At 69.7% G+C, this 23,176-nt stretch carries 23 protein-coding genes; 8 read left to right on the forward strand and 15 right to left on the reverse strand.

All coding sequences use genetic code 11. The features are described 5' to 3' along the window. Window positions 1-8: 8 nt before the first annotated feature. On the reverse strand, window positions 9-572 hold the full coding sequence (locus tag G6N60_RS26565; protein ID WP_163743020.1) for a TetR/AcrR family transcriptional regulator: 564 nt from the start codon (window positions 570-572) through the stop codon (window positions 9-11). A gap of 186 nt (window positions 573-758) precedes the next feature. Between G6N60_RS26565 and G6N60_RS26570 the strand changes: the two genes are divergently transcribed. The 7 genes from G6N60_RS26570 (at window position 759) to G6N60_RS26600 (ending at window position 7,007) form a co-directional block, all read left to right on the forward strand. Further along, window positions 759-1,394 (forward strand): TetR/AcrR family transcriptional regulator, encoded by a 636-nt coding sequence (locus G6N60_RS26570; RefSeq protein WP_179969748.1) that lies wholly within the window; start codon window positions 759-761, stop codon window positions 1,392-1,394. Between the two features lie 85 nt (window positions 1,395-1,479). After that, window positions 1,480-2,412 (forward strand): class I SAM-dependent methyltransferase, encoded by a 933-nt coding sequence (locus tag G6N60_RS26575; protein ID WP_163743024.1) that lies wholly within the window; start codon window positions 1,480-1,482, stop codon window positions 2,410-2,412. Between the two features lie 67 nt (window positions 2,413-2,479). Beyond that, window positions 2,480-3,886: an aldehyde dehydrogenase family protein gene (locus G6N60_RS26580; protein WP_163743026.1), complete on the forward strand. Its 1,407-nt coding sequence runs from the start codon at window positions 2,480-2,482 to the stop codon at window positions 3,884-3,886. Window positions 3,887-3,926: 40 nt separating this feature from the next. Beyond that, window positions 3,927-4,790 carry an SDR family oxidoreductase gene (locus tag G6N60_RS26585; RefSeq protein ID WP_163743029.1) on the forward strand — a complete coding sequence of 288 codons (864 nt, stop codon included), beginning with the start codon at window positions 3,927-3,929 and terminating at the stop codon, window positions 4,788-4,790. A gap of 4 nt (window positions 4,791-4,794) precedes the next feature. Continuing rightward, window positions 4,795-5,760, forward strand: coding sequence for an NADPH:quinone oxidoreductase family protein (locus G6N60_RS26590; RefSeq protein ID WP_163743030.1), 966 nt, complete (start codon window positions 4,795-4,797; stop codon window positions 5,758-5,760). A gap of 60 nt (window positions 5,761-5,820) precedes the next feature. After that, window positions 5,821-6,528 (forward strand): haloacid dehalogenase type II, encoded by a 708-nt coding sequence (locus tag G6N60_RS26595; RefSeq protein ID WP_163743032.1) that lies wholly within the window; start codon window positions 5,821-5,823, stop codon window positions 6,526-6,528. Further along, window positions 6,525-7,007, forward strand: a complete 483-nt coding sequence (locus G6N60_RS26600) for a DUF456 domain-containing protein (RefSeq protein ID WP_163743035.1) — start codon at window positions 6,525-6,527, stop codon at window positions 7,005-7,007. Before G6N60_RS26595 ends, G6N60_RS26600 begins: the two co-directional genes overlap by 4 nt. Before the next feature lie 17 nt (window positions 7,008-7,024). On the opposite strand, the gene G6N60_RS26605 is transcribed toward G6N60_RS26600, so the two are convergent. The 13 genes from G6N60_RS26605 to G6N60_RS26665 all read right to left on the reverse strand — a co-directional run bounded on the left by G6N60_RS26605 (window position 7,025) and on the right by G6N60_RS26665 (window position 20,953). Next, entirely contained in the window at window positions 7,025-7,336 is a 312-nt protein-coding gene (locus G6N60_RS26605; RefSeq protein WP_163743037.1) for a PE domain-containing protein, read from the reverse strand. 16 nt (window positions 7,337-7,352) lie between these two features. Further along, complete coding sequence (gene eccD / locus G6N60_RS26610; protein WP_163743039.1) at window positions 7,353-8,870, reverse strand: type VII secretion integral membrane protein EccD; 1,518 nt, start codon at window positions 8,868-8,870, stop codon at window positions 7,353-7,355. Further along, complete coding sequence (locus G6N60_RS26615) at window positions 8,867-10,066, reverse strand: MinD/ParA family ATP-binding protein (protein WP_163743042.1); 1,200 nt, start codon at window positions 10,064-10,066, stop codon at window positions 8,867-8,869. The genes eccD and G6N60_RS26615 overlap by 4 nt, the downstream gene beginning before the upstream one ends. A gap of 92 nt (window positions 10,067-10,158) precedes the next feature. Then, on the reverse strand, window positions 10,159-10,446 hold the full coding sequence (locus G6N60_RS26620; RefSeq protein ID WP_163743044.1) for a WXG100 family type VII secretion target: 288 nt from the start codon (window positions 10,444-10,446) through the stop codon (window positions 10,159-10,161). Window positions 10,447-10,464: 18 nt separating this feature from the next. Next, window positions 10,465-10,767, reverse strand: coding sequence for a WXG100 family type VII secretion target (locus tag G6N60_RS26625; protein WP_163743046.1), 303 nt, complete (start codon window positions 10,765-10,767; stop codon window positions 10,465-10,467). Between the two features lie 85 nt (window positions 10,768-10,852). Next, on the reverse strand, window positions 10,853-12,142 hold the full coding sequence (locus G6N60_RS26630) for a PPE family protein (protein ID WP_246241063.1): 1,290 nt from the start codon (window positions 12,140-12,142) through the stop codon (window positions 10,853-10,855). An 11-nt stretch (window positions 12,143-12,153) separates the two neighbouring features. Continuing rightward, entirely contained in the window at window positions 12,154-12,450 is a 297-nt protein-coding gene (locus G6N60_RS26635; protein WP_163743049.1) for a PE family protein, read from the reverse strand. Window positions 12,451-12,526: 76 nt separating this feature from the next. Then, on the reverse strand, window positions 12,527-14,305 hold the full coding sequence (eccCb, locus tag G6N60_RS26640) for a type VII secretion protein EccCb (protein WP_163743051.1): 1,779 nt from the start codon (window positions 14,303-14,305) through the stop codon (window positions 12,527-12,529). After that, the gene (gene eccCa / locus G6N60_RS26645) at window positions 14,302-16,527 is read right to left on the reverse strand and encodes a type VII secretion protein EccCa (RefSeq protein WP_163743053.1); all 2,226 of its coding nucleotides are present in this window, start codon (window positions 16,525-16,527) and stop codon (window positions 14,302-14,304) included. The genes eccCb and eccCa overlap by 4 nt, the downstream gene beginning before the upstream one ends. Then, window positions 16,524-17,984: a type VII secretion protein EccB gene (gene eccB / locus G6N60_RS26650; protein WP_163743056.1), complete on the reverse strand. Its 1,461-nt coding sequence runs from the start codon at window positions 17,982-17,984 to the stop codon at window positions 16,524-16,526. Before eccB ends, eccCa begins: the two co-directional genes overlap by 4 nt. Before the next feature lie 3 nt (window positions 17,985-17,987). Continuing rightward, window positions 17,988-19,709 (reverse strand): type VII secretion AAA-ATPase EccA, encoded by a 1,722-nt coding sequence (gene eccA, locus G6N60_RS26655; protein ID WP_163743058.1) that lies wholly within the window; start codon window positions 19,707-19,709, stop codon window positions 17,988-17,990. Further along, entirely contained in the window at window positions 19,702-20,091 is a 390-nt protein-coding gene (locus G6N60_RS26660; protein WP_163743060.1) for a YbaB/EbfC family DNA-binding protein, read from the reverse strand. The genes eccA and G6N60_RS26660 overlap by 8 nt, the downstream gene beginning before the upstream one ends. A 13-nt stretch (window positions 20,092-20,104) precedes the next feature. Next, window positions 20,105-20,953: an ESX secretion-associated protein EspG gene (locus G6N60_RS26665; RefSeq protein WP_163743062.1), complete on the reverse strand. Its 849-nt coding sequence runs from the start codon at window positions 20,951-20,953 to the stop codon at window positions 20,105-20,107. Window positions 20,954-21,486: 533 nt separating this feature from the next. Between G6N60_RS26665 and G6N60_RS26670 the strand changes: the two genes are divergently transcribed. Further along, window positions 21,487-22,803 carry a MinD/ParA family ATP-binding protein gene (locus G6N60_RS26670; protein ID WP_246241066.1) on the forward strand — a complete coding sequence of 439 codons (1,317 nt, stop codon included), beginning with the start codon at window positions 21,487-21,489 and terminating at the stop codon, window positions 22,801-22,803. Window positions 22,804-22,806: 3 nt separating this feature from the next. On the opposite strand, the gene G6N60_RS26675 is transcribed toward G6N60_RS26670, so the two are convergent. After that, window positions 22,807-23,106, reverse strand: a complete 300-nt coding sequence (locus G6N60_RS26675) for a GNAT family N-acetyltransferase (RefSeq protein WP_163743064.1) — start codon at window positions 23,104-23,106, stop codon at window positions 22,807-22,809. Window positions 23,107-23,176: the final 70 nt, after the last annotated feature.

Genomic DNA, 23,176 nt, shown 5'->3' on the forward strand with positions numbered 1-23,176 from the left:
CGGAGAGGTCAGCCGGGGTCGGGCACCGATCCGAAGCGGCCGGAGTCCAGCGTGTCCAACAGCTGGTCGGCAATCCATCTCAGATCGTCGGGGTCACGGGGCATCGTCGACTGCTCGTACCCGATCAGCAGGTACATCGCCCACGACGCGAACACCTGCGCCTGGCGTTTGTGCTCGAGGATCTCCAGCGCGGCGTCGAAGAGGACGTCGAACCGCTGCCGGTCCACGGTCGACTGCACGGCGTGCACCTCGGGGTCGATGGCGCTCCAGACCCGGATCGCGGACTCGGCGCCGTGGGGCAGCTCGAGCGCGTTCTGGATGAGGGCGTCGATGCGCCGGCGCGGGTCGGTCGTGGAGTACGCCGACGCCACGCCGACGCTGCGCTCGCGCACCCAGTGGTCGAGCAGATCCTTCGTGTAGGCCGACCAACTGGGGAAGTAGTGGTAGAACGATCCGGTCGTCACACCGAGCCGCTGGCACACGACCGCCAGCTTGAGACCGCCGTAGCCCAGGTCGGACAGCACGTCGAGGCCGGCCTCGAAGTACGACTCCCTCGATGCGACGCCCGCCATGCGAGAACCCTAGTTGCCAACCGTTCCGACGCACACTTCGCGAGCCGCCCAGCTATGTCGGCAATTCGTAAGATTTCGGGTCGACACCCCGATTGACGGCGATGATGGTTTGCTAGTTTTCGACTTTGATCGACACCGCAACCATTATGGCCGAGCTGGTCAGGTGACATGTGGCACAATTTGACCGTGCCGTACACCGCAACCAGAGGCCCTGGCCGCCCGCCCGCAGCGAAGGCTGCTGAGACGCGGGAGCGGATCGTTCGTGCGGCCCGCGAGGTATTTAGCGAACTGGGGTACGACGCAGCAACTTTCCAGGCGATCGCCATACGTGCTGACTTGACCCGCCCGGCTATAAATCACTACTTCGCCAGCAAGCGCGTTCTGTACGGCGAGGTCGTCGAGAAGACCAATGAGCTGGTCGTGGCCGAGGGGATGGCCAAGGCCGAGGGGCAGACTTCGCTATTGAAGCGGCTGTCGGCGTTCTTCTCGGCCACCATGCAGGCCGATTCCCGGGACCGGTCGGCGGCTGCCTTCCTCGTCACGTCGGTACTCGAGTCGCAGCGCCATCCCGAGCTGAGCCGCGACGAGCACAATTCCTTGAAGACCTCCAGGGCGTTCGTGACCTGGGCCGTCACCGAGTCCATCCAGAGCGGTGAGCTCACCACCGACACCGACGTGCCGACGCTGGTGGAGATGTTGGTGGCCGTGATGTGGGGCATGGGCTTCTACGCCGGATACGTCGCCGGGCACGACGAACTCGGCACCATCGTCGACAAGCTCGAGCTGTTACTGGCGAACAAGCTGTGGAAGCTCGCCGAGTAACTCGCGCCGCCCTTTCGGCCCCAATCGGCGGCCCCCGCAGCGCCAGCGTGTAGCCCGACTAACTTCCTGGGTAGCATGGGCCTCCATGAGCTCCCTACGCACGCCGGACGATAGCTGGGACATCGCGACCAGCGTGGGTACCACCGCCGTGATGGTGGCGGCCGCCCGAGCCGGTGAGACCGAGCGCGACGAGCCGCTCATCAGCGATCCCTACGCCAGAGTCCTGGTGGCAAACGCCGGGACGGGGGTGTGGGAGTACCTCCTCGACGCCGACTTCGTCACCAAGGTCGCCGAGGCCGACAGCGAGGCCGCCGCGATCTTCGAACACATGGGCAGCTACCAGGCGGTTCGGACCCACTTCTTCGACGCGTTCTTCGCCGACGCCGCGGCCGCAGGCATCCGGCAAGTCGTCATCCTGGCGTCGGGACTGGACTCGCGCGCCTACCGACTGCAGTGGCCGGCCGGCACCACCGTCTTCGAGATCGACCAGCCCAAGGTGCTGGACTACAAGGCGACCACCTTGTCCGAGCACGGGGTCGAGCCGTCGGCGATCCGTCGCGAGGTGCCCATCGACCTGCGCGAGGACTGGCCCGCCGCGCTGCGGACGGCCGGGTTCGACGCCGCGCAGCCGACGGCATGGCTCGCCGAGGGTCTGCTGATGTACCTGCCGGCCGACGCGCAGGACCTGCTGTTCGAGCGACTCACGGAGCTGAGCGCGCCGGGGAGCCGCGTCGCCGCCGAAACCGTCGGCGTGCACTCCGAGGAGCGCCGCGCGCAGATGCGCGAACGCTTCCAGCAGCTGGCCTCGAAGTTCGAGATGCAGCAGGCGATCGACGTGCAGGAGCTCATGTACGACGACCCCGATCGGGCCGACGTGGCGGTCTGGCTCGGCGAGCACGGCTGGACGGCGACGGCCGTCACGTCCCAGGCGGAGATGCAGCGGCTCGGCCGCTGGGTGCTGACCGAGGAGGCCGACGAAGACGCCTTCTCCACGTTCGTCGTGGGACGGCGGGGCTAGAGCCCTGTTCCCCAACCGGGTGGTTGGTTAGAGTCGTTTCTGTTCCTCGGGTCAGGAAGGACTCCCCGTGACCACAGAAGCCACCGCTCCGCCCAGCTCGGCAGCCCCCGCCGCAGACATCCCCGCGATCGTCGCCCGTCTGCGCAAGACCTTCAGCACCGGACGTACCCGTGACGTCGCGTGGCGCAAGCGCCAATTGGAGGCCCTCGAGCGGCTGCTCGTCGACAACGAGCCGGCGATCGCCGCCGCTCTCGAGAAGGACCTCGGGCGCCAGCCGTTCGAGGCGTGGCTGGCCGACATCGCTAGCACCGCGGGAGAGGCGGCCGACGCCGCGAAGAACGTCGGCAAGTGGACCAAGCGCAAACACCAGTGGCTAGAGTTCGCGCAGCTGCCCGGCCGCGGCTGGGTCGAGTACGAGCCCAACGGCACGGTGCTCATCATCGGCGCGTGGAACTTCCCGTTCGCACTCACGCTCGGCCCCGCGGTCGGGGCGATCGCGGCGGGCAACGCCGTCCTGCTCAAGCCCTCCGAGGTGGCGCCCGCCTCGTCGGCGCTGATGGCCGAACTGGTGCCGCGCTACCTCGATCCGGACGCGATCGCCGTCGTCGAGGGTGACGGCGCGGTCAGCCAGGAACTCATCGCGCAGGGCTTCGACCGGCTCTGCTTCACGGGCGGCACGGAGATCGGCCGCAAGGTGTACGAGAGCGCGGCGGCCCACCTCACCCCCGTCACCCTCGAGCTGGGTGGCAAGAGCCCGGTCATCGTCGCCGCCGACGCCGACGTCGCGGTCGCCGCCAAGCGGATCGCCTGGACCAAGCTCATCAACTCCGGACAGATCTGCATCGCCCCCGACTACGTCCTCGCCGACGCGACCGTGCGCGACGAGCTCGTCGCCAAGATCGGCGAGGCCGTTGCCACCTTCGAGGCGGGCAACTCCGGCAAGCGCATCGTCAACGAGCGGCACTTCGATCGGCTGACCACCGCGCTGGCGGCCACCAAGGGCACCGTCGCCGTCGGCGGCGGCTCGAATGCGGCTGCGGTCGAGATCGATCCGACCGTCGTCGTCGACCCGGCGCTCGACGAACCGCTGATGACCGACGAGATCTTCGGTCCGATCCTGCCCATCGTCACGGTCCAATCCCTGGACGAGGCAATCGATTTCGTGAACGCCCGGCCCAAACCGCTGGCGGCGTACCTGTTCACCAAGAGCAAGGGCGTGCGGGAACGGGTCATCAAGGAGGTGTCCTCGGGCGGCATGCTCGTCAACCACCTCCTGTTCCAATTCTCGACGACGAAGCTGCCGTTCGGCGGCGTCGGACCGTCCGGGATGGGTGCCTATCACGGCAGATTCGGCTTCGAGGAGTTCAGCCACCGCAAGTCGGTGCTGACCAAGCCGACCCGACCCGACTTAACCGCCATCATCTACCCGCCGTATACAGAGAAGGCGTGGAAGCTGGCCCGCAGGCTCTTCTGACCCAGCTCCACCTCACCGCCCATCGAGAGATTGGAAGCCAATGCCCGGAGTGCAGGATCGCGTCATCGTCGTCACCGGAGCCGGTGGTGGGCTGGGTCGTGAATACGCCCTGACCCTCGCCCGCGAGGGTGCCAGCGTCGTCGTCAACGACCTCGGCGGAGCACGTGACGGGTCGGGCGCCGGGTCCGCGATGGCCGACCAGGTGGTCGACGAGATCAAGCAGGCCGGCGGGCGCGCCGTCGCCAACTACGACAGCGTCGCCGAGCCCGAGGGCGCCGAGAACATCATCAAGACCGCACTGGACGAGTTCGGGGCCGTGCACGGCGTGGTCAGCAACGCCGGCATCCTGCGCGACGGCACGTTCCACAAGATGACGTTCGAGAACTGGGACGCCGTGCTGAAGGTGCACCTCTACGGCGGTTACAACGTGCTGCGCGCCGCGTGGCCGCACTTCCGCGAGCAGAGCTTCGGCCGCGTCGTGGTCGCGACGTCGACCAGCGGCTTGTTCGGCAACTTCGGGCAGGCCAACTACGGCGCCGCCAAGCTCGGCCTGGTGGGCCTGATCAACACGCTGGCGCAGGAGGGCGCCAAGTACGACATCAAGGCCAACGCCGTCGCGCCGATCGCGGCCACCCGCATGACGCAGGACATCCTGCCGCCCGAGGTGTTCGAGAAGCTCACGCCCGAATACGTGGCTCCCGTCGTGGCCTACCTGTGCACCGAGGAGGTGCCCGACACCGACTCCATCTTCATCGTCGGCGGCGGCAAGGTGCAGCGCACCGCGCTGTTCCAGAACGACGGCGTGACGTTCGAGAAGGTGCCCACCGTCGACGACGTCGCGGGCAAGTGGGGCGAGATCACCGACCTGTCCGCAGCCCAGGCAGCCAGCTTCAAGCTCGGCTGACCCCGTGAAGGCGCTTGTCGCGCAAAGCCTTTCCGGGCCGGAGGGTCTGGCCTACACCGACGTCGACGAGCCGGCCGGCGATGGCATGGTCGTCGTCGACGTCGGTGCGGCCGGGGTCGCCTTCCCCGATCTGCTGCTGCTCAAGGGCGAGTACCAACTCAAGCTCGATCCGCCGTTCATCCCCGGCACCGAGGTCGCCGGCATCGTGCGATCGGCGCCGGAGGGCTCGGGTTTCAGTGTTGGTCGACGGGTCACGGGGCTGAGCATGCTGGGCGCCTGGGCGCAGCGGGTGGCCCTGGCCCCGGACCGCGTGCTGCCGACGCCGGACGACATCGACGACGGCGCGGCGGTCGCCTTGCTCGGCAACTATTACACGATGTATTTCGGCCTGGTCCGACGCGGCGGACTCCGCAGCGGGGAGACCGTGCTGGTGCTCGGGTCGGCCGGTGGTGTCGGCACGGCCGCCATCCAGATCGCCAAGGCGTTGGGCGCCAGGGTGATTGCGATGGTGCACCGGCCGGACGCCAACGACTTCGTCGAATCACTCGGCGCCGACGTCGTGCTGCCGCTCAGTGACGGATGGGCCCAGGCGGTGCGCGACGCCACCGACGGCCGCGGTGTCGACCTCGTCGTCGACCCGATCGGGGGCGCGGCCTTCGACGACGCGATCCGCGTCCTCGCCACCGAGGGCAGGCTGCTGGTGATCGGCTTCGCCTCGGGCGGCGGCATACCGTCGGTCAAGGTGAACCGGCTGCTGCTCCGCAACGTCAGCGTGGTCGGTGTCGGTCTCGGCGAGTTCATCAACCGCACCCCCGGCGCGCAGGCCGAGATCGGTGCCGGGCTGAGCGCACTCGTCGACGCAGGCCTGCGGCCGCCGCCACCCGTGCGCTATTCGCTGGCCGACGGAAGGGCGGCGTTGGAGAGCTTGGCGAGCGGTGGAATCAAGGGAAAGGTCGTGTTGGTGCCGTGACGAGCGCTTGCGCGAGGAACCGAAGACTATGACGAGCGCTTGCGCGAGGAACCGAAGACTATGACCGCACCAAAAGCGTTGGCGTTCGACGTCTTTGGGACCGTCGTGGACTGGCGCAGCAGCATCATCGGCGAGCTCGAGATGTTCGGTGAGCGCCACGGCATCGCGGAGGACTGGGCGGCGTTCGCCGACGCCTGGCGGGCCGGCTATCCGAAGGCGATGGACCGGGTCCGCACCGGGGACTTGCCGTGGCTGAAGATCGACGCGCTGCACCGTCTGATCCTCGACGATCTGCTCGACGGGGTGGGCATCGGGGACGTGCCCGACGCCGACGTCGCCGACCTCAACCTGGCGTGGCACCGGCTGGATCCGTGGCCGGATTCGGTGGCCGGGCTGACCCAGCTCAAGCGGCGGTTCACCATCACGACGCTGTCCAACGGCAACCTGTCACTGCTGACCGACATGGCCAAACGTGCTGGGCTGCCGTGGGATTGCGTGATCTCCGCCGAACTGTTTCACCATTACAAGCCCGATCGCGAGGCGTACCTCGGCTGCGCCGATCTCCTCGACGTCGCGCCGGGCGAGCTGATGCTGGTGGCCGCGCACCCCAGTGATCTGCGGGCCGCCCGCGACGCCGGCCTGATGACGGGGTACGTCGCGCGGCCGCTGGAACGTGGGCCGGGACATCCGCCGCCGCGGGTCGAGGATGGCGAGTTCGACGTCGTCGCGGGAGATTTCTTAGAACTGGCTGACAAACTGGGGGCGTGACCTCCGTCGGCACCGTGCTCGTCGCGATCGTGATCGCGATCGGGCTGATCGGCATCCTGCTGCCACTCATTCCGGGCAGCATCCTGGTGTTCGGTGCGATCGGTGTATGGGCGTACCTCGTGGGGACGATGACGGCCTGGGTGGCGTTCGGCGTCGCCACCGCGATCCTGCTCGCCGCCCTGCTGATCAAGTACCTCTGGCCGATGAAGCGCATGCGCAACGCCGACGTCGGCACCTGGACTCTGCTGGTCGGCGGACTGTTCGGCGTCATTGGGTTCTTCGTCGTCCCCGTCCTCGGTCTGGTGCTGGGGTTCGTCCTGGGCGTGTACGTCGCGGAGTTGGCGCTCCGCAAGAACAATCGGCTGGCGTGGGCCTCGACCGTGCACGCCATCAAGGGCGTGGCGCTGTCGGTCGGCGTCGAGATGGCCGGCGCCCTGCTGGCGACGCTGGTGTGGGTGGCCGGAGTCCTCGCGAGCTAACGTTCCGCTCGTGCGGGTCAGGGACCGAGCATTCGGCCATACTCCTGCGCCAACTGCGCATCGGTACTCGCATACCGGTGGGCCGCCGTGATGACGTTGTCCGCCGTCCTTGTGGCGTCCGCCTTGAGCTGGGGAAGCGCCTGCGCGATGGTGCCCTCGACGGCGGGCAACCGCTCGGCGATCGCCAGGCTGATGGCGTCCGTGCCCGTGACCACGAACGGCGGCAGCGGTTCTGGAATGCTGCGCGCGGCGGCCAGCAGCTGGTGGCCCAGCTTCTCCAACTGTTCCGGATCGACCTTCAACGGCGGCGGCTGATCACCCGTTCCCATGCCGGTACCTCACTCTCTAGAAGCGGACGTTGCGTAACAGGTCGTAGACGCCGGCGATCCACAGCAGGATGGGGATCACCGCCGCGATCGCTGCGCCGTCGACGAGTTCGAGGAGCCGCTTGCTCACCGGCGACACGCGCCGCACCCCACGGGTCGCGCCGACTATCGTGACGGCGACCGCGCAGAGGGCCACGTACGCGCCGAGCACGACCCAGGCGTCCTGCGGAAGCCAGACGCACCAGCGGATCACCACACCCGTGGGAATCGCGATGGCAGCTGCCAGAAGTGCCCACGCACACCATCTTTCGGCGTACAGCCGCGCCCGGAAGCCGCACACCAGCGTCACGAGCCCGGCCACGACCAAGCCGTGAACGAAGAAGTGTCCCCGAGTCACGACGCCGACCGCCCCCGCCGCCATCGCCAACGCACCAGCGGATACGAAACCCACCAGCAGTTGCCTGGCCAGGTGACCACGTTCGGTCAGTCGCACCGCGGACACCGGCACCGAGGCCATGATGGCTTGCCAGGTCGGCGTCTCCTCGTCGGCGCCGCCGTCGGTCTGAACCGGCTCCAGCAGTTCGTCGTTGCCGATGACCTCACCCGGCGCCGGAACGGGTGGCAGCGCGATGCGCGCGACGGCGACCGTCAGTTTGGCGGCGTTCGTGACGACGGCCATGCCGAAGGCGACCGCGCCGGCGGGAATCCACGCCTGCCAGCCGTAGCCGTCGGCCACCGCGGCCGCGGTCGCCGCCACGGTCGTGACGGCCACGAACGACGCGAGCTCGGACCGTCGGCGAGGACCTCCACGGGTGACGAGCACGAGCAGCAGCACCAGCACGGCCGCCCCCGCGGCGTTGGCTGCGCCGAGCCCCGCCTCGCCCGCCGGCAGCGGAACGGCAAGTGCCGCAGCGCCACTCAGCGGGAGGATCGCCGACACCAGAAGGCACTCCGCCGCGCGCGGGCTGCGATGCCGCCTGTCCGCCAGCACGCTCGCGGCGAGCAGGCCGACGCCGAATGACCCGACCGCCAGCGGCCACCCCGCGCCGTGACCGGTCCGGCCCCAACCGAATACGGCCAGCGCGGTGATGACGGCCGAGACGACCGGAATGCTGGTCCCGATGGCGTCGTGCAGTGCCTGGCGATCGAAACGCGGCGCCTCGTCGAGCACCGCGATGGCGTCGATGACGTCCTCGACCAGAGGCCGGTACCGCTCGGTGCGACTCACCGGCACCACCGTCAGCAAGGCGCCGTCCACGACCCCGGCGTCGTCGAGCGACGTGGTCGTCGCGAGCGGCGGGGCACCCGGGCGGGCGAAGGCCCACGTCCCCTGCGCGGCGAAGTCGAAGCCGGCCAATGCATCGGCGGGGGCGTCGGCGAGCAGTTCGCCGAGCACGGCGACCGTCTCGGCGACGTAGTCCTCCATGGGTACGGCCGACGGCAGGACGAGGTCAGTCATCAACCGACCGACGAGGATCGTCACCCTGGTCGTCGGCGGGTGGTCCGGTGTCACCGGCGCGGCGGCGGGCGCCGTCATCGGCGTGCTCCGCGGTCGAAGTCGTCCGACAGCGCCGCCGCGAGTTCGGTGATGCGCCTCCGGAACCGCGGTGCCAGCAGATCGAGCTGAATCTCCGTACCGGCCGCGACGTGTCGATCCCACGGCAGCACCAGGACGCGCCCGCCGGGAACGTGGCGCTCGAACTGCGCCACGGCGTCATCGACGTCGACGTTCGGCCTGCCGGGCACGACGTGGTTGATGACGACGCAGGATCGGCCGAGAAGATCCTGATAACCGTTGTGCCGCAACCAATCCATGGTGACCGCCGCCTGCCGGACACCGTCGATGGAGGCACTGGCCACGATCACCAGACCCGACACCGTCTCGAGGACACCGCGCGAGGCGGGTTGGAACAGTCCGGCGCCACAGTCGGCCAGGATCAGGTTGTAGTAGCGCGAGACGATGCCGACGGCGCTCCGCCAGTCCTCGTCGTCGAACTCCCGTCGGGCTCCGCTGTACTCCTCGGCGGACAGCACCTCCAGGTTGGCCTCGTTCATGCTGGTGTACGCGCGGATGTCGTTGTACCGCGTGAGCTCGTCGTCGGCGAGCAGGTCGGCGACGGTCGCCGCCGACCGGCGCCCGGCCCGGTCCGCCAGATTGCCGCTCGCGGGGTCGGCGTCCACGGCGAGGATGCGGTCACCGCGGATCTTGCTCAGCGACGAGCCGAGGGCGACGGTGATGGCCGTCTTCCCCACACCACCCTTGAGGCCGAACACCCCGATCTGATGGGAGTCGCGCGCGTTGCGCCGAATCCTGGTGTGCAGATCCATCTCGACCAGCTCGTCGGGCGAAAGCCCCAGGTTGATCCGGGTCAGCGTATGGAGCACGTGGCGCCAACCCCGCTGCGGGGGCATCTTCACCGCGGACCGCACGCCGACCTGGGCGAGCGTGTCGATGGCGCGATCGCCGTCCCTCGCGGATGCCACCGCGGCCCCGGGTGGAGCGGCGGGCGCGGGTACAGACGCCGGCGCGCGCGGCGGCGGGACCGCGGGTGTGGCGGGCTGCGGCGTCGGTGGCCGAACACGCTGTGCACCAGCAGAATTCACGACTAGGGGCTGACGCTGCATCGAGCTCGGCGGCAAGGGTACGTCGACGGTCGCTACGACCAGCTCGCCGTCGGCCGATTCCTCGTCGACGCGCGGCGAATGGAACAGCCGGTCGTAGTCGGCCGACATGACTTGCCTCCCAGGGTTTCACGGAGCCCGCCGAAACACGCGGTGAGCGGGCGCGGGTTGCGCCTGCCCGCCCACCGCCTCGTGTCGGGCAGCTAGACGAACATTCCGGTGACGCCGGCCTCGGTTTGCGCCATCGTCTGACCGGACTCGCTGATGGTCTGAGCGAGGTTCTGCAGAGCGGTGTTGAGTTCGGTGGACGTCTGATCCCACCTCGTCTGCACCTGCTGGTAGGCCTCCGAGCCGGTGCCACCCCAGACCGCCGCGAGCGATGCCAGTGACGCCTTGCCCTCGTCGAGCAGTCCGGAGGTCTGTCCCACCGCGCCCATGATCTCGCTGGAGCCACTTTCGATTCCCGCGAAGTTCCACGTCTGTTCCGTCATGTCGATGTCCTTCGTCTCTCAGAGCTGCATCAGGTGGGCGAGGTTTCCGGCTTGGTCGTCGTCGGTCGACGTGTACTGCGCACCGGAGGTGTGGATGTTGGTCGAGATGTCGTTGAGCTCGTGGATCTGCGTCGCGGCCGCGGCATCGAATCGCTGGAGGGCCGCCTGCGCGGCCACCCCGGCCTGGCCGGTCCACTGCGCCTGCAACGTGCCTGCGGTCATGTCGACCGACGCGATGACCTGTTTCAGCTCGTCGGCGATGCGTTCGAAGTTGGCGGCCTCCTTCGCGAGGACCGCCGCATCGGTGTTCATCTGGGGCATTGCTCATTCCTTTCTCTCCTGTGTCCTCGCCACGGGTGTGGCGAGTTACGTCGGCCGGCGCGGCCGGACGAACCGGGTCCGCGATCTACCAGTCGTCCTCCTCGTCGTCCTCGGCGGGCAGTGGGGTCGGCGCCCTCAGGCCAGGCCGGCTGCCCGCGCCGCGAGCACGCTCACCCGTCGCTCCCGACGGCCCGACGCCGCTACCCCCGACCGGAGCAAGGCCGGCGCCGCCCACTCCGGCCGCCGCCGAGGGCGCGGTCGTCGTGGCCTGCTCGCCAAGCAGGCCCGCCATCAACGGGGTCCTGGTCGACGTCCCACACAAGCCGGGGAGCGACGCCGCGCGCACCAGCCCGGCACCGGCGGCCGCACCGCTGCCCCCGGCGAGTGGATGGTTCGACACCGGGCTGGCGCCGACGAGCCCCAGCTGCGTCTCGTCCGAACCGAAGCCGCTACCCAGCTGACCGAAGATCTGCATCACCTGCTGCAACGGCTGGGTGAGTTGCTGCACCGGCTGCATGACCTGCTGGGGCAGCTGTCCCACCATGGCGCCGAGCTGTGACGCCACCTGGCCCGCCAGCTGTGCACCCTGCTGCACGAGCTGGTCCGGTCGGCCGGCGTCGCGCCCGTCCTCCTGCGCACGTCCCCCGGCACGCTGCCCGGCCATGTTCGCGGCGCTGACCAACTCACCCGACTCCAGCGCCGCGGATCGACCCGCACCCTCTGCACTGACGTGTGCGAACGCCGTCTCGCGCAGGAGCGACCCGGGCATCAGGGCCGCGTTTCGGGCGGCGGCCGCCGCGGCCGTGCTCTCCCCGACGCCCGGCACCACGATCGGCGTCATCGGCGGGATGGGCTCGAAGACCGTGTTGGCACTCGTCGCGGCCTGATAGCCCGCCATCGCGTCCGCTGCCTGATTCCACATCCGCACGAAGTAGTCGGTCTCGTTGACCGCGATCGGCGCGGTGTTGACGCCGAGGAAGTTGGTGGCCTCCAGCGTGGCGTGGGTGACGTGGTTGCCCTCGATCTCCGGCAGCGGAGGCGTGGCGGCCAACGCCGCGGCGTAGGCCGCCGCCTGCGCCATGGCCTGCACGGCCCGCTTCTGCGCCTGCAGTGCCGCGGTGCGCAGCCACATGACCATCGGCGTGGTCGCCTGTACGGCCCGGTCGCTACCGGCACCCTGCCATGTCGCCTGCAGCGCAACCAGATTGGCGGCGAGCTCGTCGGCCTGGGTCTCCAGCGAGAGGGCCAGCGCCTCCCAGCCTGCCGCGGCCTGATACATCGGCCCGACCCCCGCACCGGCCATCAGCCGCCCCGTGTTGACCTCGGGCGGCAACGCACCGTAGAACATCGCCATCATCGCCGGGACCGCAGACATCGTGTCCGCGCCTACGCGAAGACTGCCGCGCCGGAGGAGTCGGTGGCGTCGTAGACCCCGCTCGCCTCGACGTAGGCCGCACCGGTTCGCGAGAGTTCCTCCTGCGCAAGCGCATTGATGGCCAGCATCTGCATGCCCTCGGTGGCGAAGGCGAGCGCCGCCTGCAGCGACACCTCCTCGGCTCCCGCCGGAGCCAGCGCGCTGACTTCCGCGCCGGCGGCCGTACCGACTGCCAGCCCGCGCAGGCCGTTGGCGACGACCGCGGTGCCCACCCCGATGGCGCCCGGATCGTGGTGAAGTGGTTGCATGGCTCGACTCCTCCTGGCATTGAGTGAAAGACATTGCGGGAGAATTGAATTCCGTCTTCGACGGCCAACGAGAATGCTACCGACCGCGCGGAGGGGGTCGTGACACTTCTTCTTCGGGCGGGTCCATGTAGACCGACTGGACGACTTCCTTGCCGTCCGGGGACACCAGCAGCGCCTGGCCAGGCGGTCTGCGCTTCAGCTTGAACTCACTGGTGGGGAATTCCGCCTTCTCCCCCGACAGGAAGAGGGTCGGCGAACCCGCTCCGAACGCGGCACCCACGAATCTGTCCATCGTCGCGCGATGCGCCTGACTCATCTGGCACGTGACGATGACGTGCAACCCGATGTCGGCGGCCGCAGGCAGCAGTGGGGCCAGCGGCGCCATTGGTGAGAGCATTCCGCTCGCGGCGACGATCATGTGCCAGTCGTCGACCAGCAGCACGACGTCGGGCCCACTCCACCACGACCGCGACCGCAACTGCGCCGTGGTCAGCTGGGGGTTTGGCAGTCGCTTGGTCAGGTTCGCGGCGAGGGCCTTGACCGCCTCCTCCAGGCTCGCGGTGTTGCGGTTGACCGCACCCGCCGCCAACAGATGGGTCTGCGGCACCGCGTCGAGCAGGCCCGAGCGGTAGTCCGCGAGCATGAACCGGACCTGGGACGGGTCGTTGCGGGCGCAGATCGCGGACGCCACCGCATGGGCGATCCGCGTCTTCCCCGACTTCGGAGCGCCGAAGATCAGCAGGTGCGGTACCGCGTGCATCGGAGTGGACGCCACCGAGAGGTCCGACTCGCGCACCCCGAGGGGCACGGTCCACCTCGCCCGGTAGTCGGCTTGCGGACCGGGCGGGTCGGGATCGACGTCGCGTAGGTGCACCCGTTCGGGCAGGATCCGCACCTGAGGTGCGCGTTCGACGTGGCGCGCCGCCACCTGTTCGACGGCGGCGCCGATCGCCTCGACGATGCCGTCGACGTTCGGGACGCCGTCCATCCGGGGAACGCCGACCATCAGGTGGTGCTTCTCGGAGGAGACGGCCCGCCCCGGCCGATTGGCGGGGATGTCACGCGTGATGCGGTCGACCTGCGTCTCGTTCACGTCGCCGAGCCGAAACTCGACCTTGGTGCCGAGGTAGTCACGGACCCGGGACTTGAGCTCGGTCCAACGCGGCGTCGAGATGATCGCGTGGACACCGTAGGCCAGTCCCTGCCCGGCCACGTCCTGGACGACGGGCTCGAGTTCGGGGAACTCGGCGACGAAGGCCGGCCAGCCGTCGATCACCAGGAAGACGTCGCCGAAGGGGTCCGCCGACGCCGGGTGGGCCGGATCGTCGCGCATCTGCCGGTACGCCGCCACCGACCCGACCCGGTGTCGGGTGAACGCCGCTTCTCGTTGTCGCAGAACGGCTTTGATTTCGGCGACCACGCGGTTGACGCGGTCCGGCTCCGACCGGGTGGCGATGCCGCCCACGTGCGGCAGGTCCTGCAGATAGACCAGGCCACCGCCACCCATGTCCACGCAGTAGAACTGGATCTGCCGCGGGGTGTGGGTCGCCGACGCCGACAACACCAGGGTCTGCAGAAAGGTCGACTTGCCGGTCTGCGGTGCGCCGCCGATCGCGACGTTCCCACCCGCGGCGGACACGTCGATGCCCCAGACTTCCTGCCGATGCTTGCGCGGTTCGTCCATGATGCCGAGGGCGAACCGCAACGGGCGGCCCTCGTCGCGAGCGACGAGCTCGTCGACCGGGGTCGGATTCGTCAACGGCGGCAACCACATTCGGTAGGCCCGCGTCTCGCCGGTACCCAGCTGCTCGAGCACGACCTCCCGTAGTACCCGCGGCTCGGGCGACGCGGTCACGCCGTGGCCGCCTCGGCGATCGGGGCCACCGTGAAGCGTTGCACGCGGGGTCGACGCGGCGTGGGGCGCGTCGGTGCATGGTGGCCGTCGCGGGGGTCGGCCGTCGCCGGGACGTAGTTCGTCCCGGTGTACACGCTGTGGAACTTGACCGGGTCCTCCATACCGACCCGCAGGAACCCCACCCCGCTCTCCTTGTTCGTGATGTATTGCGCCTCAGGCGTTCCGATGACCGCCTTCGACTCGGCGGAGCTGGTCGTCCGCAGGGCGATGCGGTAGGTGAGGTTGGGCTCGAGCTTGTCGATGCGAATGCCACCGGTGTTCAGGGACTGGGTGGCGAGCAGCAGGTGCACGCGCAGTGACCGGCCGACGCGGCAGATGCGATCGAACAGCGCGATGAAGTCCGGATGGCTCTGCAGCAGCTCGGCGAACTCGTCGACGACCACGAACAGCGTGGGCAGCGGCGCCAGGTCGGCCCCGCGTTCGCGGAACTTCTCGTACTCGGCGACACCGGACAGCGCCCCCGCGGCGCCGACCACGGCCCCGGCCTGTCGCAGGATCGACTGGCGCCGATCCAACTCCCCGGAGAGCACCTCACCCATGCGACCGACGAGTTCGGCCTCCTCCTCCATGTTCGTGACCACCGCCGCGGTATGGGGCAGCTTCTCCATGCCGAGGAACGTCGAACCGCCCTTGAAGTCGGTGAGCAGCAGGTTGACCTGATCGGGGTGATGCGTGGCGGCGAGCGAAAGGATCAGCGTGCGAAGGAATTCGGACTTCCCGGATCCGGTCGTGCCGATCAACATCCCGTGCGGTCCCGCCCCGAACTCGGCGCCCTCCTTGATGTCGAGGCACATGACGTCGCCGGTCCTCAGCTCGTGGCCGAAGGGGATCCGCAGGCGGTGGACGTCCTGGTCGGCGAACATCCGCCACCGGTGCGGCGTCACCTCCTCGACGGTCTCGGCGCCGACGAGCTGGTGCCATTCCGTCGCCACCCGGTCGTGCACCCTGACGCCCTTGTCGACGATGCTGCCGGTGATGGACCAGCCGGCGAGCCTGCGCGCAAGACGCGCCGCCTGACCGGGGGACATCGCGTCGGCGACGCTGACGACGCGCCGAAAACCCAGGCCGGGCAGCCGATCGTCCGCCGAACCATCCGCGCCGACCCGGATGCGGTAGGCCGAACGGTGGTTGCCGAGCGTGACCACCGTGACCCCGGCCCGGCCGTCGACGGGGAACCCGGCCCGACCACCCGTCAGGTCGATCACCACGACGTAGGGCCCGGCGGGTGCGGAGTCGGCGACGTGCGGTCCCCGCGCCGCGAGGTCGGCCAGACCGTCGGGGCGCGTATAGACCATCCGCGTCGCACCGGCGGCATCGCTATCGGCCTGATGCGCGAGGTGCGGCAGCCACTTCACCCACGCCCACGCCGGGTCCTCCGGGTCGTCGGTGAGGATTCGGAGGGCCAGCACGTCCGGCGGGTGGAATACGGCCAGGTGGCAGACCATGGCCCTCAGCAGGGCCGCCGCCCCCGCGGCCTCCCCTCCGACCGCCACCGTCGGAAACGACCGAAGCGCAACCAGTTTGGGACAATCGTGAAGGAGGCCGTGAGTGCGAAGGAACTTGGTCACCCACATGTGACTCACCGGCTCGAGGTGGGGTTGTGGTGCTGCCTGCGGACCCGCGAGCTCGCCGCCGACCGCGGGCTTGAGCAGCCGATCGACGGCAGGCTCCGTTCCCACCCCGATGCGGGCGGCCGCGCAGAAGTCGGCGTCCGACGTACGCGACCACTGACGGCGAGTTCCGACGATTGACGCGAGGTCGTCGGGATGCGGTGCGTGGTAACCGAAGAACGCGAACTGGGCGGTGGCCGATGCCGTCACGCGGGTCCGCAGGCCCGTGAGGTAGCGCAGATACTCCCGACGGTCGGCGTCGATCTCGGGGATCTTCTTGCCGCCGGGGCCGCCGCCCGCCATGAAGCCGACCGTGCCCATCACCATCATGAGCGGCATCATCAGCATGTAGGGCGACAGCTGCCGAATGCCGGTGAAGATCATGATCGCGACCATGCCGAGCATGCCGCCACCCATGACGTAGGGCAGCACCTTCTGCAGGCCCGAGGGAGGGATCTCGACTCCGAGGTCCTCCGGCGGCGCGACGGCGATCTCGCCCGGTGTGAGCCGGGGACCGCGCGTGACGATCGGCGTGAACTTGCGTGTCGTCACGGCCCGCCCCTCGTCGTACCCGGCCGGCGTGCGTCGGGCACTGCCCTCGGATCCGGATCGGGCGGCAGCGTGTCGTGCTCCAGCAGTGCTGCCTCCGCGAGGAGCACCGGACCGTCGACGAGGAGGGCGAGCACCTGCCACGGCGCCGTGACCGGCGAGGCCAGGCCCAGCGAGTCGGCGGTGTGCTGGTCGGGCAGTCCGTAGCGCACGCCCTGCGGGTCGACGTAGTACAGGCTCTCGCCGTAGCGGGGGTCGGAAGACTGCACGCGCACGTACTGTCCACCGGCGATGAACACCGTCGCATCGCCGTCGATCTGCCCAACGCCGGCGCCCGGCACCGCCATTGGCAGATGCCGTCCGGTGAGCACCGTGGTGACCGGCGCGTGGTCACCGACGTCGCGTCGCCACGACCAGCACAGCGTGGGGCGGTCCGCCCGCGTCTGAACCTCGAGCGGTTCGGCGGGCAATGGTGAGTCGAACACCCGCTCGGCGATCTTCGCGACGACGCTGGACGCGACCGACGGTGGTGAGACGAGCCCGTGGGAGTCGGTGGCTCGCAGCGCCGCGGCCGTGGGGCCGTTCACCTTCGCGACGCCGTCGGACAGCACCACGTATTGCTGCGCGCCGGAGTCGGTGACGGTGTCGAACACGCTGCCGACCACGAGGTTCGCCGGCAGCCCGACGGTGTTCGTCGACCCACTGCCCGACGGTGGCGCCACGGTGAAGGGTCCCGCGTCCGGCAGCGCGTCGAACAGTGCCCGCGACATGGGTGCGGGTCGCGCCGCGACGGGGATGCCCACGGCCGATGTGACGGCGCGGTCCGCCACGTCGATCGCGTGTCGCCCGGTGTCGGTGATGAGCCAGTTCGCGTCCCCGTAGGACACCAGCATGCCCTGCCCCGCGGTGAGCGGACTGACGGCCGCATCGGTGAACGGCGGACCGACCAGCACCGCCGTCTCGAGGACGGGGGCCACGCTGCCGGACTTCGTCACGGTGTCGCACACGGTCCACGTCGACGCCGGGACGCGGGCGACGGGCGTGGCGTACGGCGCGGCGGGGATGCCGATCGGGAGCCCCTTCGGCATGCCCTCCAGCTCGTCGGACTTCACCGCGCTCGGGGTGTCGGGATGGCCGAGCACCAAGCGCGCCGAGGTGAGGTTGTAGACCGGTCGCAACCGTTCGGTGCCCGGCAGCACGACGTAGAGCTGATTCGTCGTGCGGTCGACGACGAGCGCATCCTCACCGCGTTTGCCGAGCGGTTTGACGTACGCCAGCAGCGCGCAGCCCAGACACGTCAGGATGGCGATGACCACCCCGAGAACGACTGCCCGACTGTAGAACTGGAGCGGGTCGTCGAACATGTGGGTATCGCGCCGCACGATCGCATGCTCGACCCGACGCAGCAGGAAACGCCAACCGCTCACCTGGATCCTGGTGGTCATCCGCAACCCGGCCACGCGTCACCCGCCCACGTTCAGCCGGGCGTGCACGGCCCGGATCGCACTGGCCATGTCGTCGCCCTCGATCTCGCCGAGCTCCCGGTTGCCGAGGCTCTCGAGGTCGGTCAGCCGAGCCAGCCGGGTGTCACGGGCCTGTTCCCCGGCCTCGACCAACTGCCGCGCGTAGCGGCCATTGCCCGCCACGTCGAGCGCCGGCTTGCCGCCCAGCGTGGTCCGGCTCAACAGCGTCGCCGCGGCGAGGACGTTGGCCGCGGCTTGCTGGCTGAGCGACGAATCATTGGCTTCGGCAAGTACTTTCGCGATGTCGAGGATCTCCCGGGGTTGGTAGGAGTCGAACTCGATCCTGGTGCCGAACCGGGATCGCAGGCCGTCGTTGGTGTCCAGCAGCCGATCGATGTCCGCGCCGTAACCGGCGATGATGACGACCAGCCGGTCGCGGTCGTTCTCCATCCTGGCCAGCAGCGTGTCGACCGCCTCGGTGCCGAATGGATCGGCGCGGCCGTCGCGCTCCTGCACCAGGGTGTAGGCCTCGTCGATGAACAGCACGCCACCGATGGCCCTGTCGATGGTGCGCGAGGCCTTGACCGAGGACTGCCCTTCGTACTCCGCGACGAAGTCCCTGCGCGACGTCTCGACGAGCTTGGGCTCGGCGATCACGCCGAGGCCGGCGAGGATGTTGGCCACGACGCGGGCGATCGTGGTCTTCCCCGTGCCGGGCGGGCCGGTGAAGATGACGTGGTTCGACGGTTGGGCGACCTTCATCCCGCGGGCCGCGCGCACCTTCGCCATGTGCGTTGCGGCCCGGTACCTCTCGATCTGCTCCTTGACCCGGCGCAAGCCGATCTGGCGGTCGAGTTCGGCCTGGGCCTTGGCGAGTAGCGCGTCGCGCCCCGAGTGGTCCGCCTCGACGCTGGTGGGATCCCAGGGGTCCCGTCGCGCCGCGATGCGCTCCGCGGTGGTGGTGGTCAGTCGAAGGTCCGGATCACGCAGCGCCGCAGCCACATTCGGGTCCGGATGGGTGGCCTGCAACCATTCCAGCAGCACGTTCGCCGCTGCCTGATCGCCCAGGCTGCGGCGGGTCATGGCGAGATACCAGGCGATCGTCCGCGCGCATGCCTCGCCGGCCGGTGAGGCGTTCGCCTCGGTGAGTCGGCGTTCGGCCTCGTGGAACAGGCCGAGGTTGGCCGCCGCGACCCCGTGCGCCACGTTGGCCGCCGCGGCGAGGAACCGATCCGGCCATGCCGCGGCCCCGCGGACCTCGGCGATGACGTCGGTCCACCGTTCGGCGGCGCCGAAGACGACCGCCCTCGCCCAGACGATCAGATGATCGGCGGCGCCGGGTGGGACGCCGTGGAGCGCGTCCATCGCATCGGTGAAGTTGCCCACGGCTGCCTCCCCTACCGCGAACCCGAGGGTCAGCGACAGCGGCGAGTTCACCGGATAGGTGACGTCGCCGAACGCGCCGCCGACCTCGACGCGGGCGCCGAGGGTGTTCATCGAGACCTCGGCGGCTCCGGCGAGGCGACCGAAGTTGGCGCGCGAGTACCACGCTCGGAAGATCGTCGGCCGGTCGACGTCCCCGCAGCGGATGCGCCCGACCCAGGCGTCGCAGGCCGCCTCGTCGATGGCGGTGATGTCCACGAACGTCTGCAATGCACGCGAGGGGGCGGTCGGCAGCGTCGCGACCGCGCTGCCGAACAGTGCGGCCAGCTGGTCAGTCATGGCCGTCTCCGTAGCGGGCCGCGAAGACTCGCGCCTGGGCGGCGACGGCCTCAGCCGGTGACGGGAGGCCGAGGTCCCTGGCCAGGAAGTCGCGGGTGGTGGCGGCGTCGTGGCCCTCCTCGGTCATGCCGTCGAGCACGCCCATGTACTGGGCCGCCAGGGCGTGCCGGGTCGCCAGCTCCGCGATCGCCACGATCTCGTCGGCGAGGTCGGCCTCGCCCATCGCCGCCACGCGCTGCGCCAGGTCCACGTGCCGGATCCGGCCGTCCGCACATGCCGAGACCGTCACGGTCGCAGGGGGATTGGCGACCGTGAACGCCAGATCGGCACGGGCCTCTCGATCGCCGTCGAGGGTGTCGTCAGGCGGCGGAGTGTCGTCCACCAGAGGGCCTCTCTCAATCGGCGGGGTCGGCGTCGAAGTCGGTGGGGCCGTCGTCGAACCAGACCGTCGACGGCAGGAAGCGCACCAGTCCATCGAGGGCGCGCTGGAGGTTCTGCTGGGTCCCGGGAAGAAAGCTCCCGTAGAGCTCGCCGTTGACCCGTCGCGGAACCGACACGATGCGTCCGTGGCGGGAGTCGAGGACACCGGCCGCGACCGTCGTCCTGGAACGCGTGCCGCCAGGGTGTCGCTCGGCCGCGGTGATCTCCACCCAGCTGTGCGAGTCCGTGTTCAGCTCGGCGTAGCGCCTCGCCGAGGCCGGATCCACCCCCAGCCGCGCGACGTCCTGCGGTGTCGACGACCGGGTCAGCGCCTCCGCACTCGCGGTGAGGGGTTCGACGTCGGCGATCTCGGCCGGTCCCAGCACGGCCGTCACCATGGCGGCCAGCCCGACCTGTCCGGCGATGCGCTGCACGACGATCATGTCGCCGTCGCGGACGGCGACGACGTGGTGCCGGGCCCGGCGACACACGGCGAAGCGCACCATCCGTCCGCCGGCATCCCTGCGCCACCACCGGCCCTCGAGCGTCCGGTCAGCGCGACAGCAGACGTCGACCATGGCCGCGACCTCGGGATGGGGAGTGCCCCCGGGATCGAGCACCCCCTGCGCGGCGAGGTCACGAGCGACCCGCTCCCACACCACGGCGCGCAGTTCGGGCTGGGCGACGTTGTGTCGGATGCCCAGTACCGGAGGGAACTCGACGGAGTCGAGACGGTCCGCGACGAGGAGCAGCCCGTCGATGGTGAGCTCGACGGCCACGACGTCGTTCAGGTCGGCGATGGCGACAGCCGGGCACGTGGTCACGGACACCTCGAACCCGGTCTCGTCGCCGCCATGGCCGTGTCCCCTCGTCAGTCGTCGTTCGCCCGCGCCGACGCTCGGCGACGGTCTTCGATCTGCCCTCGACCTCGCCGACACGGGTTTGCCAGATTGCGGCGGGTCGTGATTGCGGACGGGCCTGTCCCCGTACCGGTTCACAAGAGATTACCAGCGCCTTCACACCTGCCTGCGCACCAAATCCTGGCGTCAGATGGCTACCTCCCGCAGCGAAGAACCGGCCCAAATAACCCACTCCATCTGCACATATGCCTGCCGTGAGCCGTTCAATCCCGGGATGACCGCAACCCACCGACGCCCCGGCCCGCACCAGCCGGCCGTCCCGCGGGCGCTGCCGGACCCGGCTCCTAGCCGCCTCTCACCACTCCAGAAATCTGTTTGCTGGAGTCGTTTTGGTGGACGACGTTCACGACGGACCGGAACGCCCCTGGCGTCGTGGTCGATACTGGAGACCTGGCCGGCAGGCGGTCCGTCGATCCCGTGGAAGGAGCCCTGGTGCCGTGAGCGAGCGTGACGACGCCCCGATTTCGCCCGAGCCCCGGCTCGACGCCGAGACGCCGCAGGACGATCAGGTGACCCAGGAGCATCAGGTTCCCCACCCGCCGCCACCGCCGCCTCCTCCCCTGCGGGAGCCGCAGCAGCGCTTCGGCCCGCCGCCCGGCACACCCCGCGACACCGGCGCGTTTCCCGCGGTGGGCCGCCCGCCGGAGCCGCCCCAGCAGTGGGGACAACCGCCCCAGCCGCAACAGCCGCCTCAGCCCCACCAGCCCCCGTCCGGTTGGCCGCAGGGCCGGGGAGCTCGCCAGGGTCCGCCGGGACCTCCGCAGTTCGGCTGGCCGCCGCAGCAGGGCCAGGATCCGCGCGCCACACCGCAGCCGCCGGGCTCCTACGCCGAGCGGATCAGAGCCGATCAACTGGTGCCCAGCCGTCGCGTCATTCCCGGTCGCGGGTGGCGCCGCACGGTCTACAAGATGACCTTCGGTCTGATCAACCTCGGCCAGTCGCCCGACGAGCTACGGCAGGCCGAGCTCGAGGCCCGCATCAGGGTCGCGTTGCGCGGCCATTACAAGGTCGGGGTGATGGGCAAGGGCGGTGTCGGCAAGACCACGGTCTCGGCCAGCATCGGCTCGGTGTTCGCCGAACTCCGCCAGGAGGACCGCGTCGTCGCGATCGACGCCGACACCGCGTTCGGCAAGCTCGGCAGCCGCGTCGACCCCAAGGCCGTGGGGTCGTACTGGGAGTTGGCCGGCGATCAGCACCTCGAGACGTTCGCCGACGTCCGCAACCGCGTCGGCAACAACTCGGCGGGTCTGTTCGTCCTCGCGGGCGAGGCCAGCCCGGCCCGGCGGCGGGTCCTCGATCCCGCGATCTATCGCGAGGCGCTGTCCCGCCTCGACCGTTACTTCTCCATCACCATCGTCGACTGCAGTTCGACGATGGACACCCCGGTCACGCAGGAAGTCCTCCGCGACCTCGACGCTCTGGTGATCGTGTCGTCGCCGTGGGTCGACGGCGCGGCCGCCGCGGGCCAGACGATGGACTGGCTGGCCAACCGCGGCCTGACCAACCTGTTGCGCCGCACCGTCGTCGTGCTCAACGACTCGGATGGGCACGCCGACAAGCGCACCCGCACGATCCTGGCGCAGCAGTTCGCCGGGCAGGGTCAGGTCGTCGTCGAGGTGCCCTTCGATCCGCATCTACGGCCCGGCGGCGTCATCGATGGCACCGCCGAGATGTCGGCACCGACCCGGCGCAAGTTCGTCGAGATCGCCGCGGCGCTGGCCGAGCACTTCCCGGCCGGCCGCGAGCGTCACTGACGCTCAGTACGCGTCGGTGATGTCGGCGTACTCGGGGTGCTTGTCGATGTAGTCCGCGACCATCGAGCACGCCGGCACCACGCGCAGGCCCGCGTCCTTCGTGGCCGCCAGCGCCTCGCCGACCAGGATCGTGGCGAGCCCGCGGCCCTGGAACTCCTGGCTCACCTCGGTGTGGGGGAAGGTGCGTCGGCCGTCGCGGTCGTGGTAGTCCGCGAGGCCGACGGTCTGCCCGTCGACGGTGATGACGAAGCGGCCGGGCTCGGAGCTGACGGTGGCCTCTGCGCCGGTGCGATCGGTGGTCATGGGGCTCCTCGGATCGTGGGGTGGGGTCGGCAGTGGTCGGGCGCCGGCTAGGTATTGTTCACCTGAGCCA

Origin of the sequence: Mycolicibacterium madagascariense (genome assembly GCF_010729665.1) — a bacterium.
In the GTDB taxonomy this organism is placed as follows: Bacteria; Actinomycetota; Actinomycetes; order Mycobacteriales; family Mycobacteriaceae; genus Mycobacterium; species Mycobacterium madagascariense.